14 protein-coding genes are annotated in these 16,433 nt (G+C 57.3%); 10 read left to right on the top strand and 4 right to left on the bottom strand.

Translation table 11 applies throughout. The features are described 5' to 3' along the window. Nucleotides 1-44 precede the first annotated feature (44 nt). On the bottom strand, nt 45-3,728 hold the full coding sequence (putA, locus tag IFT53_RS22185) for a trifunctional transcriptional regulator/proline dehydrogenase/L-glutamate gamma-semialdehyde dehydrogenase (RefSeq protein WP_192068048.1): 3,684 nt from the start codon (nt 3,726-3,728) through the stop codon (nt 45-47). Between the two features lie 154 nt (nt 3,729-3,882). Between putA and IFT53_RS22180 the strand changes: the two genes are divergently transcribed. Further along, a complete protein-coding gene (locus tag IFT53_RS22180) occupies nt 3,883-4,353 on the top strand; it encodes an Lrp/AsnC family transcriptional regulator (protein WP_042617719.1) in 471 nt (156 codons plus the stop codon). Nucleotides 4,354-4,402: 49 nt separating this feature from the next. Here IFT53_RS22180 and IFT53_RS22175 read toward each other — a convergent pair whose 3' ends face one another. Then, nucleotides 4,403-4,969, bottom strand: coding sequence for a sigma-70 family RNA polymerase sigma factor (locus tag IFT53_RS22175; RefSeq protein ID WP_042617718.1), 567 nt, complete (start codon nt 4,967-4,969; stop codon nt 4,403-4,405). Next, a complete protein-coding gene (locus IFT53_RS22170) occupies nt 4,969-5,169 on the bottom strand; it encodes a NepR family anti-sigma factor (protein ID WP_042617819.1) in 201 nt (66 codons plus the stop codon). Before IFT53_RS22170 ends, IFT53_RS22175 begins: the two co-directional genes overlap by 1 nt. Nucleotides 5,170-5,310: 141 nt before the next feature. On the opposite strand from IFT53_RS22170, the gene IFT53_RS22165 reads away from it, so the two are divergent. The 3 genes from IFT53_RS22165 (at nt 5,311) to IFT53_RS22155 (ending at nt 8,245) form a co-directional block, all read left to right on the top strand. Continuing rightward, nucleotides 5,311-6,105 carry a response regulator gene (locus IFT53_RS22165; protein WP_192068050.1) on the top strand — a complete coding sequence of 265 codons (795 nt, stop codon included), beginning with the start codon at nt 5,311-5,313 and terminating at the stop codon, nt 6,103-6,105. A 112-nt stretch (nt 6,106-6,217) separates the two neighbouring features. Next, nucleotides 6,218-7,213 (top strand): sensor histidine kinase, encoded by a 996-nt coding sequence (locus IFT53_RS22160; protein ID WP_042617716.1) that lies wholly within the window; start codon nt 6,218-6,220, stop codon nt 7,211-7,213. 492 nt (nt 7,214-7,705) lie between these two features. Next, the gene (locus IFT53_RS22155; RefSeq protein ID WP_042617715.1) at nt 7,706-8,245 is read left to right on the top strand and encodes a PRC-barrel domain-containing protein; all 540 of its coding nucleotides are present in this window, start codon (nt 7,706-7,708) and stop codon (nt 8,243-8,245) included. A 92-nt stretch (nt 8,246-8,337) separates the two neighbouring features. Here the strand turns inward: IFT53_RS22155 and IFT53_RS22150 are convergent, their stop codons facing one another. After that, on the bottom strand, nt 8,338-9,270 hold the full coding sequence (locus tag IFT53_RS22150) for an AraC family transcriptional regulator (protein ID WP_192068052.1): 933 nt from the start codon (nt 9,268-9,270) through the stop codon (nt 8,338-8,340). A 283-nt stretch (nt 9,271-9,553) separates the two neighbouring features. Between IFT53_RS22150 and IFT53_RS22145 the strand changes: the two genes are divergently transcribed. Genes IFT53_RS22145 through IFT53_RS22120 form a run of 6 tightly spaced genes read left to right on the top strand, consistent with a single transcriptional unit; the run spans nt 9,554 to nt 16,421 of the window. Then, a complete protein-coding gene (locus tag IFT53_RS22145) occupies nt 9,554-10,438 on the top strand; it encodes a carbohydrate ABC transporter permease (RefSeq protein ID WP_192068054.1) in 885 nt (294 codons plus the stop codon). A 41-nt stretch (nt 10,439-10,479) separates the two neighbouring features. Continuing rightward, entirely contained in the window at nt 10,480-11,349 is an 870-nt protein-coding gene (locus IFT53_RS22140; RefSeq protein ID WP_409233755.1) for a carbohydrate ABC transporter permease, read from the top strand. A 5-nt stretch (nt 11,350-11,354) separates the two neighbouring features. Further along, a complete protein-coding gene (locus tag IFT53_RS22135) occupies nt 11,355-12,464 on the top strand; it encodes an ABC transporter ATP-binding protein (RefSeq protein ID WP_192068057.1) in 1,110 nt (369 codons plus the stop codon). A gap of 41 nt (nt 12,465-12,505) precedes the next feature. Continuing rightward, complete coding sequence (locus IFT53_RS22130) at nt 12,506-13,780, top strand: ABC transporter substrate-binding protein (RefSeq protein ID WP_192068059.1); 1,275 nt, start codon at nt 12,506-12,508, stop codon at nt 13,778-13,780. A 12-nt stretch (nt 13,781-13,792) separates the two neighbouring features. Beyond that, nucleotides 13,793-15,334: a polygalacturonase PglA gene (gene pglA, locus IFT53_RS22125; RefSeq protein WP_192068061.1), complete on the top strand. Its 1,542-nt coding sequence runs from the start codon at nt 13,793-13,795 to the stop codon at nt 15,332-15,334. Then, on the top strand, nt 15,315-16,421 hold the full coding sequence (locus IFT53_RS22120) for a glycoside hydrolase family 88/105 protein (protein ID WP_192068062.1): 1,107 nt from the start codon (nt 15,315-15,317) through the stop codon (nt 16,419-16,421). The genes pglA and IFT53_RS22120 overlap by 20 nt, the downstream gene beginning before the upstream one ends. The last annotated feature ends 12 nt before the right edge of the window (nt 16,422-16,433 follow it).

Genomic DNA, 16,433 nt, shown 5'->3' with positions numbered 1-16,433 from the left:
AAAATGGCCGCTGGCGAGATTGGGTTCTCGCCAGCGGTTTTTCTTTAGCCGATGGACATCAGGCTGGCATTTCCGCCTGCTGCCGTCGTGTTGACGCTGACGGAGACTTCTTCCAGCAACCAGTTCAGATTGTAGGGCTGCTCAGCGCCCTGCAATTGCTCTGTCGTTGCGGACTGAACCAGAACCAGCGGGCCGGGAAGGCCAGCGATGCGGGTGTTGAGCTGCTGCACCCGCTGCGCATCACCCTCGATCAATGCACCGGCAAACGGCCCTGCTGCTTCCCAATCGCTGGACCATGTGATGCGGGCAGCGACGCTGGATGGCAGGCCGTCAAGCGCTGCGTCCAGCTTCGTATCCCGGTCGATCACGACTGTATTTCCAGCTGCAAGGGCGGCTGCCAGTTGGCGGAAAAGCCCGTCTCTTGTCTGTGGCGCAAGCAGCACCTGGCCACGCGGATGCAGCGCATAAAGATTGCGCTCGCCGACAGGGCCTGCAAGTTCGGTCTCAAAGCCAAGGCCTGAAAGATTGCCAGACGCCCGCACCACTTGCGCGGCGGCCTTGTCGTCTTTCGCGTCCAGCCAGTTGGCGAGATCGGCAATCGCCGTGTCCGGCTGCTGGCCCTTGCGCTCAACCAAAGGCGGGTTTTTGGTGAGCCGTCCCAGATAGAGCGGGCCGCCAGCCTTGGGGCCGGTGCCGGACAGACCGCGACCGCCGAAAGGCTGCACACCCACGACCGCACCGATGATGTTGCGGTTGACATAGAGATTGCCAGCCTTCACCCGCGAAAGCACATGCGCGATGGTCGTATCGAGGCGCGTATGCAGGCCAAAGGTCAGGCCATAGCCGGTGGCGTTGATGTCGTCGATCAACCGGTCCAGTTTCTCGCGCTTGAAGCGGATGACGTGCAGAACCGGGCCAAAGACCTCGCGCTTGAGATCGGACAGCGATTTCAGCTCGATGATGGTGGGTGGCACGAAGGTGCCCTTGTCGGTCTCGCCGCTTGGTGTGATCTGCTCGATGGAGTTGCCAAGGGCGCGCATGGCTTCGATGTGTTTTTCGATGTTGTCCTTGGCCTCCAGCGTAATCACGGGGCCTACATCCACGCTGAGCTGATCGGTTCTGCCAATGCGCAACTCGTGCAGGGCGCCCTTCAGCATCGTCAGCGTCCGGTCAGCAACATCGTCCTGAAGGCACAGCACGCGCAGCGCCGAGCAACGCTGACCGGCACTGTCGAAGGCGGATGCAATGACATCGGCCACGACCTGCTCGGCAAGGGCCGAGGAATCGACGATCATGGCGTTCTGGCCACCGGTTTCCGCGATAAGGGGAATGGGGCGACCATCGCTCGATACACGCTCGGCCAGTTGCTTCTGGATCAGACGCGCAACTTCGGTGGAGCCGGTAAACATCACGCCCGCGGTCTGGCGCGCACCCACCAGTTGGGCACCGGTTTTTCCATCGCCGGGAAGAAGCTGGACAGCATCAGCGGGAACGCCCGCCTCATGCAGCATGCGGATAGCTTCAGCGGCAATCAGAGGTGTTTCTTCGGCAGGCTTTGCCAGCACGGGGTTGCCAGCCACAAGCGCGGCGGCAACCTGCCCGATGAAGATCGCCAGCGGAAAATTCCACGGGCTGATGCAGACGATGGGGCCAAGCGCCTGCTGCTCGGCTCCGAATGTCGCGCGGGCTTCATGGGCATAGTAGCGCAGGAAATCGATGGCTTCGCGCACTTCGGCAATGGCGTTGGGTGCTGATTTTCCAGCTTCGCGCATGATGAGGCCAAGCAGGGTCGGCAATCGCTCCTGCATGACGTCAGCCGCTTTTTCGAGGCAGGCGGCGCGCTCTTCAACTGATATCTCCGACCAGTTGGACGAGGCCGCGGCTTCAAGCGCCTTCGCAACATCTTCCTCGCTAGGCTCAATCACGGTGCCGACCACATCCGTGTGGCCGCCGGGGTTGAGAACAGAACGCGTTGTACCTGACGAAAGAGGCGAGGCTGCTTTCCATTCCATGGCGACGCTTGCGGACAAGGCTTCGCTGAGCGTTGCCAGAACCATGTCATTGGCGAGATCCAGCCCTGCCGAGTTGGTGCGGGTGCCAAAGAGATTGGCAGGCTTTGAGATTTTTTCATGCTGCGCACCGGGAGCGGGCATGGCTTTCACCACGGCAACCGGGTCGTCCAGAAGCTGGTCGATGGCCACATTGGGGTCGGCGATACGGTTGACGAAGGAGGAGTTTGCGCCGTTTTCCAGCAAGCGGCGCACGAGATAGGCCAGAAGTGTTTCATGGGTTCCAACCGGTGCATAGAAGCGGCAGGGGCGGTCAAGATTGTTTTTGCCGACGACCTCACTGTAGAGCGGCTCTCCCATGCCGTGCAGGCACTGAAACTCATAGTCTCCGATTTTGAATTCGGGACCGGCCAGATGGTAGATCGTTGCCAGCGATTGCGCATTGTGGGTGGCAAATTGCGGGAAGACCACATCGCGGGCAGCCAGCAGCTTGGTGGCGCAGGCAATGTAGGAAACATCCGTGTGAACCTTGCGGGTAAAGACGGGGAAGTCTGTCAGGCCATCCAGCTGCGCCCGCTTGATTTCCGCATCCCAATAGGCACCCTTGACGAGGCGCACCATGATGCGGCGGTTGGACCGGCGCGCAAGATCAATAATGTAATCCAGCACGAAGGGGCAGCGGCGGCTATAGGCCTGCACGACAAAGCCAAGACCCTGCCAGTTGCCAAGCTCTGCATCCAGCGCAAGCGTTTCCAGAAGGTCGAGCGAAAGCTCCAGCCGGTCAGCCTCTTCGGCATCGATGTTGAGGCCGATATCATAGCCCTTGGCCAGCAGCATCAGGGATTTGACGCGCGGCAGAAGTTCATCCATCACACGCTTCGCCTGCGCTCTCACATAGCGCGGGTGCAGCGCAGAAAGCTTGATGGAAATGCCGGGGCCGTTATAGACGCCGCGACCGGCGGACGCCTTGCCGATGGCATGAATGGCCTGCTCGTAATCCCGGTAGTAGCGTTCGGCATCCTTGGCCGTGGTCGCTGCTTCACCCAGCATGTCGTAGGAATATTGAAAGCCCTGCGCTTCAAGCGGTTTGGAGCGGTTGATGGCTTCGGCAATGGTCTGACCTGTCACGAACTGCTCGCCCATCATCCGCATGGCCATATCAACGCCCCGGCGAATGACCGGCTCTCCTGCGCGGGAGATGAGTTTCGTCAGGGCTGCCGAAAGCCCCTTGTCGTTGACGGTGGAGGTCAGCTTGCCGGTGATGACGAGACCCCAGGTGGCGGCGTTGACGAACAGCGAACGACCGCCGCCCAGATGCGATCGCCAATCGCCGGTTGCGATCTTGTCACGGATCAGCGCGTCACGGGTGGCGGCATCGGGAATGCGCAACAATGCCTCGGCAAGGCACATCAGCGCCACGCCTTCCTGGCTGGAAAGCGAATATTCCTGAACCAGACCTTCGACACCGGTGCCCTTTGCCTTGGCGCGAAGGGCGGTGACGAGCTTGCGCCCGATGGTGCGGATTGTCGCAGCTTGTTCGGGCGACACGGTTGCGGCTTCCAGCAAGGGTGCCACGCAGTCCGGTTCAGACCGGCGCGTCGCCTCGGTGATGGCGCGGCGAAGCGGCGTCTGCGGGCTTGTCGGTGGCGCAAAACGGGCAAAGACACCGTCGGCTGCATCGGTCTGTGGTGTGGCAAGCGCGGCGTTGTGTTCGGCCATGGGTCCGGTCCCTGATATCGGTGATGAGCGCCTATGATCTCGACGCTCGTGTTCTGATATGATCTTACCATTGCCGGTGAAGTTGCTATGGTCCTATTTCAGCGATATATTGGGACAAAATAACTTATAATATCGGCTTTTGAAGGCAATATGGATGCCAAAACCATCTGAAACAGGCGATCTTGATCACTTCGATCTGAAGATATTGGGCGCTTTGAGCGAGGATGGGCGCATGTCCATTCTGGAATTGTCGCGGCAGGTTGGCCTGTCGAAAACGCCATGCCAGACACGGCTGAAGCGTCTGGTCGATCAAGGTTATATTCTGGGCTTTCGCGCCATGCTCAACCCGGCCAAGCTGGGGCTGGAGCATATTGCATTTACGGAGGTCAAATTGTCGGATACGCGCGAAAAGGCGCTGGAGGATTTCAACACCGCCGTTCGCAAGATCAAGGAAGTGGAAGAGTGCCACATGATCGCGGGTGCGTTCGACTATCTACTGAAGGTGCGCACCACCGATATCCGTAAATACAGGCGCGTGCTGGGCGAAAAAATCTCCAGCCTTCCATGCGTGGCCAATACCTCTACCTTTGTGGTGATGCAGTCTGTGAAGGAAGGCGGAATATAAAAAGGCGCAGCCGTGAGGCCGCGCCGTTTTCGATGTCGTGAAGTTTGACTTAGCGTACCGCTGATGCCGCCGTGACAGCTGTCATCTGGGCATCGGGACCAAACTCGTTTTCGTCCTGAATGCCGAGCAGTTCCTGAAGGCGCAGACGAGCGCGGCTGACGCGGCTTTTGATGGTGCCGACAGGGCAACCGCAGATTTCCGCAGCTTCCTCATAGGCAAAACCGGATGCGCCGATCAGCAGAATGGCTTCACGCTGGTCTTCAGGCAACTTGGCAAGCGCCGTCTTGAAATCTGCCAGATCGACAGACCCATGCTGTTCTGGTGGAACAGACAGACGCGAGGTGTAAGCACCATCGGTATCCTGAACTTCACGGCCGGATTTTCTGATCTGGCTGTAGAATTCGTTGCGAAGGATCGTCACCAGCCATGCACGCATATTGGTGCCGGGCTGATAGCTTTCCTGCTTTGCCCACGCCTTCATGATCGTGTCCTGCACCAAATCGTCGGCGCGGTCACGGGATCTGATGAGGGAAATGGCAAAAGCGCGCAGATTTGGCAAGGCCGCCAGCATCTCACGCTTGAAATTGTATTCGTTCTTGTTTGGCTCTTCTACCATCACAGACCCGACGCTTTCGCTTTGTTTTCAGCTTCGTCGAGTTTTTCAAGCAAATCGAGGAACTTGTCTGGAATGCCCTCGTCTTGAACTGTGTCGTAAAGTTCGCGTAATTTGCGGGATATCACCGTTCGCCCCGAATCCGGGACTGTCGGCGACTTCCCCTTATCAGACGGTTCCTGATCTGATTGAAACATGCTCATGATTTCCGGTATTCCTAATGTGTCATGACTCATAATGCCTATCTAAAAAAAATGTTCCAGCCGACCGGAACTTTTTTTTAGATGCCACGTTTTTTCGTTTAGGTTTGCGATGCAAGCCGCACGATTCCAGGGGAGAATTTTATGTCAGTTTCTACACGCATTGCACCACACCTGCCTTATTTGCGCAGGTTCGCGCGTGCTGTTTGCGGTTCACAATCCACTGGTGACGCTTACGTTGCCGCCAGCCTGGAAGCATTGATTGCCGATGTCAGCATTTTTCCGCAGACCAGCAGTGACCGGGTCTCGCTCTATCAATTGTTCGTATCGATTTTTAGTTCCGTCACGATCAACATCAAGACCGATGAAAACCTCACAGGCTGGGAAAAGCGCGCCTCCGCGAACCTCTCTGCCGTGCCAGCGGTTCCACGCCAGGCGTTCCTCCTGACCACAGTCGAGGAATTCTCCATGGCCGAAGTCGCAGAAATCCTTCGCGTGCCTGAAGCGCATGTTGGCAAGCTGATCGATGAAGCGGCATCCGAAATTGCCCGTCAGGTCGCCACTGACATCATGATCATCGAAGACGAGCCATTGATCGCGATGGACATCGAGCAGATGGTAACGGATCTGGGCCATAATGTTACCGGCATTGCGCGCACTCACAAGGAAGCGCTTGAGCTGTTCCACCGTACCCAGCCAAAGATGATCCTTGCGGATATTCAGCTGGCAGACGGAAGCTCCGGTCTGGAAGCCATGAAGGAAATCCTTCAGATGACCACGCTCCCCGTGATCTTCATCACTGCCTTCCCTGAGCGTCTTCTGACGGGCGAGCGTCCTGAGCCGACATTCCTTGTGACCAAGCCGTTCAATCCTGATATGGTGAAGGCGCTGATCAGCCAGGCGTTGTTCTTCAATGAAAGTTCACGTGTCGCTGCTTAAATAGCTCTCTACTTAGAAGATTTTGGAACTCGGGTTGTTACTCGGCGTTGAGGTCTGCGTGTTTGTTGAAAACAAAGCGACCTTGATCGCCGTTCCCCGTTAGGAGACCATATTGCATCGGCTGGCGTGGCATAATGCGGGGCGGGATGAGGGCGACCTTCACGATTCACTCGTGTTGGCTCTTCTCGATTCCGACGAAACGGTCATGCTGCAGGACCGTGACAAAGAGTATATCTTCATCGCGAACCTGCCCGATGTGTGGAACCTCCCACAGGAAACGGCTCAGGAGCCAACAGACATCAGCATGTTCGGCGAAGATTTGGCCGCCCGCTTGGCCGATCTCAAGAAAGACCTGACCTCTGCCGGTAGCAGGGGCATGCTGGAAGTGAATGCCGGCAAGGACCGCGTCTTTCAGTTTCACGTCTATTCCACCGTCAACATGTCCGGGCAGCGCGTTCTGAAAACGACGATCCGCGAGATCACTGCAGAGCGCAGGCGCGAGCAATTGCTCCGCTCCTTGCTGCGAGAGGTCAGCCACAGGTCCAAAAATCTCCTCGCCATCATCCAGAGCCTTGCTGCACAGACGGCGCGGTTCAGCTTCACCAAAGAAGATTTTCTGCGCAAGTTCCGGGGCAGGTTGCATGCGCTTGCTCAGTCGCAGGATCTGATCACGGATTCCGACTGGCGTGGCGCAGAAATCTTTGACCTGCTCAAGCAGCAGGCCGATCTCTATCTGCCGGAATATCCGCATTTGATACAGATGAGAGGCGAAAACCTTCTCCTTAATCCCAATGGTGCGCTTTATGTGGGGCTGGCGTTCCACGAACTCGTCGTCAACACCGTTAGCCATGGCGGAAACCTGTCCCGCCACCTTCCTCTGACGCTGGATTGCCGCAAGGACGGAGAGTTCTTCGAAGTGCGCTGGACTGAGCCTCTCGGTGGCAGCGGTGCCGTCATGTCCTCTGGTGATGGGGACAAGAGAAGCAATTTCGGCAGCGTTGTGCTGGAAAAGGTTGTTCCCGCAGCCCTCGGTGGCGAAGCGCGCTATCAGGTGCACGCCGACAATATTGATTATTTCCTGAGATTTCCCGCGCCTATTCCAACCTGAGTGGTGGAGTTTTGCCTGTCCATATCGCCTGAACCTTTGAGCGTTCTGGCGGGCTGGCAATTTTGCTTTCTGATAGAAGTGCCCAAAACGAAAAAAGCACGGCTCCGTAGAGCCGTGCTATTCAGTGCAGGTTTTCAGGGGCAAAACCTGCTGCGCCAAGCCTCAGGCGGGGACGGGGAGTGGCTTGGCTTGCCGTGAAAACGCAGCTCTCAATTTTTGGTTCCCACGATTTTCAAATTTTTTTTCGAGAGCTTAAAACTTTTCTGCGCAGGCGATTTCGCCGGTGTTGAGCGGGCTCATTAATGGGTGCTGGCGCATCAATTATGGTGAGGCGCTGCTGCATTTTCGATCACGGCGTCCTCACAAACTGGTGCTGACTGCTTAAAAAAATGGCGGAACCAATTTTGACCCGACGCCGTTTGCAATTCAACAGGTTCGCAAACGGCTCGACCGGAGCGAACAGGTTAGTTGAAACGATAAGGAAGGTACGAAATGAAAAAGACACTCACCACGATCGTCACAGCCGCTCTCTTGGGTTCCACAACGTTCGCACCTCTTGCCATGGCACAGGGCACAACAGCACCTGCAGCACCAAGCGCAACCGCGCCTGCGACCACTGCAGCACCTGATGCGGCCATGCCATCCACTACCGCTGCATCTGGCTCTTATCTGACAGAGCAGGGCGCAACGCAGATCAGCGCCAATGACTATATCGGTAGCGCCGTTTACACGGCTGCTGACGAAAGCATCGGCAGCGTGACCAACCTCATTCTCGAAGAAAATGGCGGCATTGTCGCAGCCGTCGTCGGCGTGGGTGGCTTCCTCGGCCTGGGTGCCAAGGATGTAGCTGTTCCCATGAGCAAGCTGACCGTGACACGCGATACGGCTAACGGCACAATCCGTCTCACCACCACCGAGACTGCTGAAACGCTGAAGGCCGCACCTGAGTTCGTCACGATGAAGGACAAGGCCGATGGCACGACGCCGGCTCCAGCCGCTGACGGCACCACGACCACGGCACCAAAGCCATAATCTCTTCCTGGGAGAGAGGCGCTACGACATGATGACGTAGCGGAAACACCGGTCCTCTGGGCCGGTGTTTTTTTGTGCTTTTCACACCCGTTTTACACAGTTGCGCTCGTGGGCACCGGGCGTGATAGTGGATAGACCACTTTGCCATCCTCCTCTCCACGGGGAAACGCGCCTTCCCGGTGCCGCCGCTCGGCTTCCTTGTAGCCTGCCGGGCTTATGCCAATGTAGCGCTTGAACATGCGTGAAAAATAATAGGCGTCCGTATAGCCTGATTGCTCCGCCGCCTGCTTGACGTGGCAACCGCTCGCTAAAAGCCCCATGGCGCGCTCCATGCGTTTGAATTCCTGAAATTTGATGGGCGTCCAGCCGATCTGGCGCTTGAACTCACGCTTGAAATAGTCGGGATTGTAGGGTGCCGACTCCACAACGCTCTCGGCCAGCGTTTCCTTCACAGGGTCCATGGCAATCTGGTTTGCTGCAACCATGATGGCCAGCGATAGCGCATCAGGATTGCCGACATTGCCCACCGCCTGTTCGCGCCATTCCACAAAAGCTTCGTTGATGAACTCCATCAGCATCACCATGAACAGATGATGCTGCATAAGCGTGGTGGATGATGGCGGCGCAATGTCGTGGAAGCGCCTGACAATAGGCTCCAGAATGCTCCAGTGCGACAGGGTAAGGCATGTCTTCAGCCTGATCTGCGAGACAAAATCGAGCCTTCCGAAAAGGTCGAGCGTGAAATGCTGGGCGATGCCGGTGTAAAGCTCTCTGGAGGCCGAGCGACCGACAAAGCGCGTATTCGCCGGTATCAGCATCGCCGTTCCGGGCTCCATGGTGATCGTCTGGCCATCGATCTCATAGGTCGCCTTGCCTGTCAGGCAGACAAGAAAATCATGCACGCTGTTGGTCTTGTCGATGCTCCATGTGGGGGAGTGCAGCATCTTGATGGTGGAGCGCGTCAGCGTCAGAGCCAGAGCATTCGGCGGTATTTCAGCGAAAACATTCCCTTCGATTTTGTCCATCTCTTTTCCCAAAAATGTCGATTTCCATCATGCCACTTTGGAAGTCATATTATCTCTTGAGCCTGAAAAAGAAACAGGCTGGTGAGGAAATGGGAGGATTTGAGATTTTTGAGGTTCAACTCTGAGAACAGGGTGAACTGTCAGCAAATCTCAATTTAGCGAAGATGCAGAATAAAGAACATCACTATCAGCGTGGCAGGTCTCCTGTCACGGCGGTTTCGCTCGCGCTTTGGAGGCGCAGTCATTCGCTGACCAGCACGCCATGGCATGGAAGGTCACGCGCATGAGTGGAGACAATCGCTTCCTTGGGCTGTTTTATCTGTCGCCCTATATTATCGGGTTGCTGATCTTCACGACGCTGCCATTCATGGCGTCGCTCTATCTCAGCTTCACCAATTACAATCTGCTGGATCAGCCCACATTCACCGGCCTTGCCAATTACATCAAGCTGTTCACCAATGACCGCACATTCCGCAAATCGCTGTGGGTGACGCTGATCTATGTGTTCACCACGGTGCCGCTGAAGCTGGTCTTCGCGCTCTTCATAGCCGTCATCCTGAACTATAAGCTCAAGGCCATCAATTTCTTCCGCACAGCCTATTATGTTCCTTCCATTCTGGGTGGCTCGATCGCGATCGCGGTTTTGTGGCGCTACATCTTTGCCGATACGGGCCTGGTCAATATGGGCCTCAACCTGCTCGGATTTGAAGGTGTCAACTGGTTCGGAGATCCGACCAACGCGCTGTTTACGATTACGCTGTTGCGCATCTGGCAGTTCGGTTCGGCCATGGTCATCTTCCTGGCCGCGTTGCAGAGCGTCGATAACTCGCTCTACGAGGCCGCCTCCATCGATGGTGCCGGCAAATGGAAGACCTTCGTCCATATCACGCTTCCACTGATCACACCGGTTATCTTCTTCAATCTCATCATGCAGATGGTGCAGGCCTTTCAGGAGTTTAACGGCCCCTACATCATCACGCAGGGCGGCCCGCTGAAATCCACCTATCTGCTGCCCCTCTATATTTACGACGAAGCGTTCAAGCGGTTCGACATGGGATACGCCTCGGCCATCGCATGGGTCCTGTTCGTCATCATCATGGTGCTGACCGTCATTGCCTTCTGGTCGTCTCGCCATTGGGTCTACTACGCGGGCGATAAAAGGAGCTGACCATGATCGATCACGCTGTTTCCACCTTCGACGCTTCTGCCATGGATGCTGAACGCGCCCGCAGCCGGGAGCGCATCCGCACCCGTATCAGCACCACCATCCGGTATTTCATGCTGACTGCGGTCGGTCTGTTGATGCTCTATCCGCTGATCTGGCTAATTGGTGCATCCTTCAAGACCAATGCCGAAATCTTCAACAATCCCGGTTTCTGGCCCGAAAACCCCACGCTCGATGGTTATATTCAGGGCTGGAAAACATCGACGCCCTATACGTTCGCAACATTCTTCCTCAACACGCTGTGGATCGTGCTTCCGAAGATGATCGGCACGGCCATTTCCTGCACGGCGGTGGCCTATGGCTTCGCAAGGTTTGAGTTTCCTGGCAAGAAAATCCTGTTTGCATCGCTGATTGCGACGCTTCTTCTGCCGAATGTCGTCACCCGCATTCCGCAATATCTGCTGTTTCGCGATCTCGGCTGGCTGGATACCTATCTGCCGCTCTGGGTTCCCTCGGCATTTGCGGGCGATGCCTTCTTCGTCTTCATGCTGGTCCAGTTCCTGCGCGCCATTCCGCGCGACATGGAAGAGGCGGCGCGGGTGGATGGTGCATCCACCATGCAGACATTGCTCTTCATCGTCGTTCCCCTGCTTACACCCGCATTGATCTCTGTCTGCCTGTTTCAGTTCATGTGGACCATGAACGACTTCCTCGGGCCGTTGATCTACCTCTCATCCATCGAAAAATATCCCGTTTCGCTGGCTTTGAAACTGTCGATCGACACCACCGAAGCCTTCGACTGGAACCGTATTCTCGCCATGTCGGTCCTCGCCATCACGCCTGCTCTCGTCGTGTTCTTCGTGGCGCAGAAATACTTCATCGACGGCATCTCCGCTGGCGGCATCAAAGGATAATCGAAATGGCAAGCCTTCAACTCAGGAACCTCGAAAAAGACTATGCGTCCTTCCGTGCCGTGCATGGCATCAATCTCGATATCGAAGATGGTGAGTTCATGGTGCTGGTCGGTCCGTCTGGCTGCGCCAAGTCCACGACGCTTCGCATGATCGCGGGTCTGGAGCGCATCACCGGCGGCGAAATCCGCATCGGTGGCGAGCTCGTCAACGACAAGCCGCCGGGCGAGCGCGGCATCTCCATGGTGTTTCAGAACTACGCGCTCTACCCGCATATGAAGGTGCACAAGAACCTCTCCTTCAGCATGCGCCTGAAGCGCCGCTCCAAGGCTGATATTGAAGCTGCAACGCAGAACGTGTCCGAGACGTTGGAAATCCAGGCGCTTCTCGACCGTCTGCCCAAGCAGCTTTCCGGCGGGCAGGCGCAGCGCGTGGCGGTGGGCCGTGCGCTGATCAAGAAGCCGCAGGTTTTCCTGTTCGATGAACCCCTGTCCAATCTCGATGCGAAACTGCGTGCCTCGATGCGCGTGCGCATCACCGATCTTCACAAGCGTCTCAAAGCCGATGGGCAGCAGGCAACCGTGGTTTATGTCACGCACGACCAGACGGAAGCCATGACCATGGGCGACCGCATCTGCGTGATGAAGGAAGGCCACATCATGCAGGTGGCTGATCCGGTGACGCTCTATAACAGGCCGGCCAACGCCTTTGTCGCCGGCTTCATCGGTAGCCCGGAAATGAACCTGATCAATGCCACGCTGGAAGGCGATGGCGCGATTAATATTGCAGGCCAGAGTGTCCAGCTTGGGCCTGAGCTGACCAGCCGCCTGCGCGCAGATGCGCCGAAGGAGGTCATTTTAGGGGTTCGCCCGCAGCATTTCACACTGGCCACGCCAGAAACGCCCAATGCTCTTTCGGGCCGTATCAGCCATGTCGAGTTCATGGGGCATGAGGTCTATCTGCACATCCAGGCGGGAGAGAACCGTGTCATCGCTGTGGTTCAGGCGCAGTCCTATGAGCGCAAGGCCATGCGCGATGAGCAGGTGTGGCTGACGGCGGATGCCCGCTCGGCGCATGTGTTTTCCCGCCAGACGGGCGAAAATATCAGCCTTGCCTAGAGGCATCTGAATTCAACGTTGAATGATCGGGAGGATCTACAATGAAACGTGCATTGATACTGTCTGTGCTTTTTGCCGCGACAAGCCTCGCCAGCACCGCATCCGCTGCAAACCTGCGCATGTCATGGTGGGGAAGCGATGACCGTCATCTGGCCACGCAGGAAGCCTTGAAAGTGTGTGGCGCAAAATTCGGCCACACGATTGCGCCTGAGTTTACCGGCTGGCAGGGCCATCAGGAAAAGATCGCGACGCAGCTCGCGGGCCGCACCGAGCCTGATATCATGCAGGTCAACTGGCCATGGCTGCCACTGTTTTCGAAGAATGGTGATGGCTTTGCCGATCTCAACCAGTTCAAGGACGTGATTGATCTCAGCCAGTGGACGCAGGCCGATCTCGACAGCACCACCGTCAAAGGCAAGCTGAATGGCGTTGCGGTTTCGACCACAGGCCGCATTTTCATGTTCAACAAGACGATCTACGAAAAGGCAGGCATCGCCATCCCGACAACCTGGGATGAGGTTTTTGCAGCCGCGCCGGTTCTAAAGGAAAAGCTCGGAGAAGGTTACTACCCGTTTGAAGCGGCACCCTCTGAAGGCAACGGCCTCAATGCCCGTATCGTGGTTATCCTGCGTGCCACGCAGATGACCGGCAAGACCTTCATCGACCCTGAAACCAACAAGATTGCATGGACAGAGGCAGAACTTGCCGAAGCCCTCAACTTCTACCAGTCGATGGTGGACAAGCACGTCATCGAATCGTGGAAGAGCTCTTCCGGCGGCGGTAATCGCCCTCTGTTTGAAAACCCGAAATGGGCCAATGGCCGATACGCGGGCACCTATCAGTGGGACAGCACCTACGGCAAGATCGCCGCGCCGCTCGAAAAGGGTCTGGAGCTTGTACCTGCCCATTCGCCGAAATCCGAGGGTGGCAAGTCCGAGGGCATTTATCGCAAGCCATCCATGCTGTTTTCCATCTCCAAGAACAGCAAGGAGCCGAAGGCGGCTGCGCAGATCATCAACTGCCTGCTGAACGACCCTGAAGCCGTAGCCGTTCTAGGTGCCACACGCGGTATTCCGTCCAGCAAGATCGCCATCAAGACGCTGACGGATGCGGGCAAGATCAAACCGGTGCAGGCGCAGTCCTACAAGGTAGTGGTGGAATCCGAAGGCCCGAAGGTCTCGCCGCTGATCGAGCATCCGCGTATCACGGAAGCTTTCGACACCAATCTTGAAGCCTTCGCCTATGGCCAGCAATCCGCCGAAGACACAGCCGCAGAAATCATCGTGGGTGTGGATGAAGCACTTTCCGGTCTCTGAGGACGCCCGCTCATGACCAGCACCGCTGTCCTGCTTCTCACCGCGTCGTCGCGAACCGCAACATTCAGTGTGGATGCCGAAAAGCATCTGCATGCACTGGATGCGCGGCTTGGCTGGCGCGTGACGGATAAGGACGGTGGTGTGGTTGTGGAGGGTCATACATCAACCGTCGTTTTCACCGTGGCGCAGCTTGAACCCGGTCGTTCTTATGATCTCGAAATCGGTGATGCCGTGCTGCCCTTCTCCACGAAGGCAGAAACTGGCATCATCGATATCAGGGATCACGGCGCATCACCCGAAAGCGATGATAATGCCGGTGCCATCGCGAGCGCCATATCGGCTGTTCCCGAAGGCGGTACGCTCAGAATTCCGCGTGGCCTTTGGAAAACCGGGCCGATCTACCTCAAGAGCCGGATGACCTTGCTTCTGGAAGAGGGGGCTGAACTATCCGCGCTCTCCGACTGGAGCGATCTGGATATCTTTCCGGCCCGCCATGCCGATGGACGGGTTCTCGGCACCTGGGAAGGGGTCGCCGAACCCAGTTTCGCCAGCGTCATCAATGCCGTCGACTGTGAAGACCTGACAATAACCGGCCTGGGCGTTGTTGACGGAGGCGGCGACCGTGGGGATTGGTGGACATGGCCGAAGGATACGAGACGCGGCGCACGCCGTCCGCGCACGCTGTTTCTCTCCGGTTGCCGTGACCTGACATTGACCGGCTTCACCGTGCGCAACTCGCCATCATGGACCGTCCATCCCGTCCTGTGTGACCGGGTGCTGGCGGCGGATCTTCGCATCGAGAACGATCCGGGCTCGCCCAATACGGACGGTTTCAACCCCGAATGCTGTCAGGATGTCCGGCTTGTCGGCCTGTTCATTTCCGTGGGTGATGACTGTATTGCCATCAAGGCCGGAAAGCGGCATCCGCTCGGCGGGCCTGACAGGCCGACAGAGCGGATTGATATCCGAAATTGCCTCATGCAGCGCGGCCATGGGGCTGTCGTCATGGGCAGCGAAATGAGCGCCGGTGTCAGCGATGTCTCGATCAGCCGCTGCCATTTTATCGGCACGGATCGCGGCTTGCGCATCAAGACGCGGCGCGGGCGCGGTGGCTCTGTTGCCAATATCAGCCTCACGGATTGCCGCATGGATAAGGTGGTGACCCCGGTCGCGGTCAACGCTTTCTATTTCTGCGATGCCGATGGCCTATCGGATTATGTTCAATCGCGCTTGCCTCTGCCCGTCACGCCTGAGACACCAAGCCTGTCGGGTCTGACGCTCCGCAATATCGAGGTGACCGCCGCACATACGGCCGCCGCCGTCTTTTACGGCCTGCCGGAAGCGCCGATCCGCGGTGTGGTGATCGAGAATTATCAGGTCACGTTCGATCCGCATGCCGAGGCGCAGATTGCTGAAATGGCGAGCAACCTTCCGGCGCTCAGACATACGGGCATCATTGCGGAAAACATCATCTTCAAAACACTGTCGGGGCTCGCCCCTCAGTCCATCTATCCAACCGAGAATGACAGAGCTCATGCTGAACAGCTACTTTGATGAATACGCCCGCGACTATGCTTATTATAAGGGCGGTTCGTGGTGTTACGAGGACGGGTGTCTCTACCGCGGCCTGATTGCGCTTCATGAGGCAACCGGCGAGCAACGCTGGCTCGACCATCTTCTGCGGCTGGTGAACGGGCAGGTGGATGCGGACAACCGGCTGGCTGGATATCGCATCGATGAGTTCAATATCGACAACGTGCTGGCGGGACGGGCGCTGACCTATCTTTATGGCCTGACCGGCGAGAGCAAATGGCTTGAGGCCGCTAAGCCGCTGGCAGAGCAACTGCAGTTTCATCCGCGCACCCAGGCGGGGCCTTACTGGCACAAGCTGCGATACCCGCATCAGGTCTGGCTCGACGGTCTCTATATGGCGCTGCCCTTCAAGCTGGAATATGCAAGGGCGGCCAAGCTTCCGCATATGCGCGATGATGCCGTCAGCCAGTTTCTCACAGCCCTTGATCTGACCTATCATGAAACATCAGGCCTTTATCGTCACGGCTTTGACGAGTCTCGCTTGCAAGGCTGGGCAGACAAGACCACGGGCCTCTCGCCCGCCCATTGGGGTCGCGCCATCGGCTGGCTTGCCATGGCTTTCGTGGATATGATCGAGAGCCTGCCCGCTGGCAGTGCCCGTGATGAAATCGAACGACGCGCAAGCCTTTTGGCGCGGCGTGTCCAGTCATTGCAACTGGAAGACGGGCGCTGGCTGCAGGTGGTAGATGCGCCAGGGATTGGCGGCAACTATGCGGAAAGCTCTGCAACAGCCATGTTCGCCACCTTCTATCTCAAAGGCGCGCGCCTGAAGGTCGCTGGTTTCGACGCTGATACCGGACACCGGGCGCTCGCCGGTCTGACTGCCCACGCCATAAAGCCGGATGCTAACCAGCGTCTGCGGCTTGAACAAATCTGCTGTGTCGCGGGGCTTGGCGGTTTTGAAGGCGTCTACCGCGATGGTACGGTCGAATATTACCTGTCTGAGGTCATTCGCGCCGATGACATCAAGGGGGTCGCCCCCTTGATGATGGCTCATGCGGAAACTCTAAGAACTGGCTATCCTGCCCGCGTTGTCGAGGCAAGATAGGTCTCGCTCGCG

This window comes from Rhizobium sp. CFBP 13644, from assembly GCF_014842165.1.
In the GTDB taxonomy this organism is placed as follows: Bacteria; Pseudomonadota; Alphaproteobacteria; order Rhizobiales; family Rhizobiaceae; genus Agrobacterium; species Agrobacterium tumefaciens_C.
This window is presented reverse-complemented; position numbering and strand designations above follow the sequence as displayed.

What these genes read in the sequence shown, in the direction of transcription:
- putA (WP_192068048.1), bottom strand. Translation starts at nt 3,728, where the DNA reads ATGGCCGAACACAACGCCGCGCTTGCCACACCACAGACCGATGCAGCC.
- IFT53_RS22180 (WP_042617719.1), top strand. Translation starts at nt 3,883, where the DNA reads ATGCCAAAACCATCTGAAACAGGCGATCTTGATCACTTCGATCTGAAG.
- IFT53_RS22175 (WP_042617718.1), bottom strand. Translation starts at nt 4,969, where the DNA reads ATGGTAGAAGAGCCAAACAAGAACGAATACAATTTCAAGCGTGAGATG.
- IFT53_RS22170 (WP_042617819.1), bottom strand. Translation starts at nt 5,169, where the DNA reads ATGAGCATGTTTCAATCAGATCAGGAACCGTCTGATAAGGGGAAGTCG.
- IFT53_RS22165 (WP_192068050.1), top strand. Translation starts at nt 5,311, where the DNA reads ATGTCAGTTTCTACACGCATTGCACCACACCTGCCTTATTTGCGCAGG.
- IFT53_RS22155 (WP_042617715.1), top strand. Translation starts at nt 7,706, where the DNA reads ATGAAAAAGACACTCACCACGATCGTCACAGCCGCTCTCTTGGGTTCC.
- IFT53_RS22150 (WP_192068052.1), bottom strand. Translation starts at nt 9,270, where the DNA reads ATGGACAAAATCGAAGGGAATGTTTTCGCTGAAATACCGCCGAATGCT.
- IFT53_RS22145 (WP_192068054.1), top strand. Translation starts at nt 9,554, where the DNA reads ATGAGTGGAGACAATCGCTTCCTTGGGCTGTTTTATCTGTCGCCCTAT.
- IFT53_RS22140 (WP_409233755.1), top strand. Translation starts at nt 10,480, where the DNA reads ATGGATGCTGAACGCGCCCGCAGCCGGGAGCGCATCCGCACCCGTATC.
- IFT53_RS22135 (WP_192068057.1), top strand. Translation starts at nt 11,355, where the DNA reads ATGGCAAGCCTTCAACTCAGGAACCTCGAAAAAGACTATGCGTCCTTC.
- IFT53_RS22130 (WP_192068059.1), top strand. Translation starts at nt 12,506, where the DNA reads ATGAAACGTGCATTGATACTGTCTGTGCTTTTTGCCGCGACAAGCCTC.
- pglA (WP_192068061.1), top strand. Translation starts at nt 13,793, where the DNA reads ATGACCAGCACCGCTGTCCTGCTTCTCACCGCGTCGTCGCGAACCGCA.
- IFT53_RS22120 (WP_192068062.1), top strand. Translation starts at nt 15,315, where the DNA reads ATGCTGAACAGCTACTTTGATGAATACGCCCGCGACTATGCTTATTAT.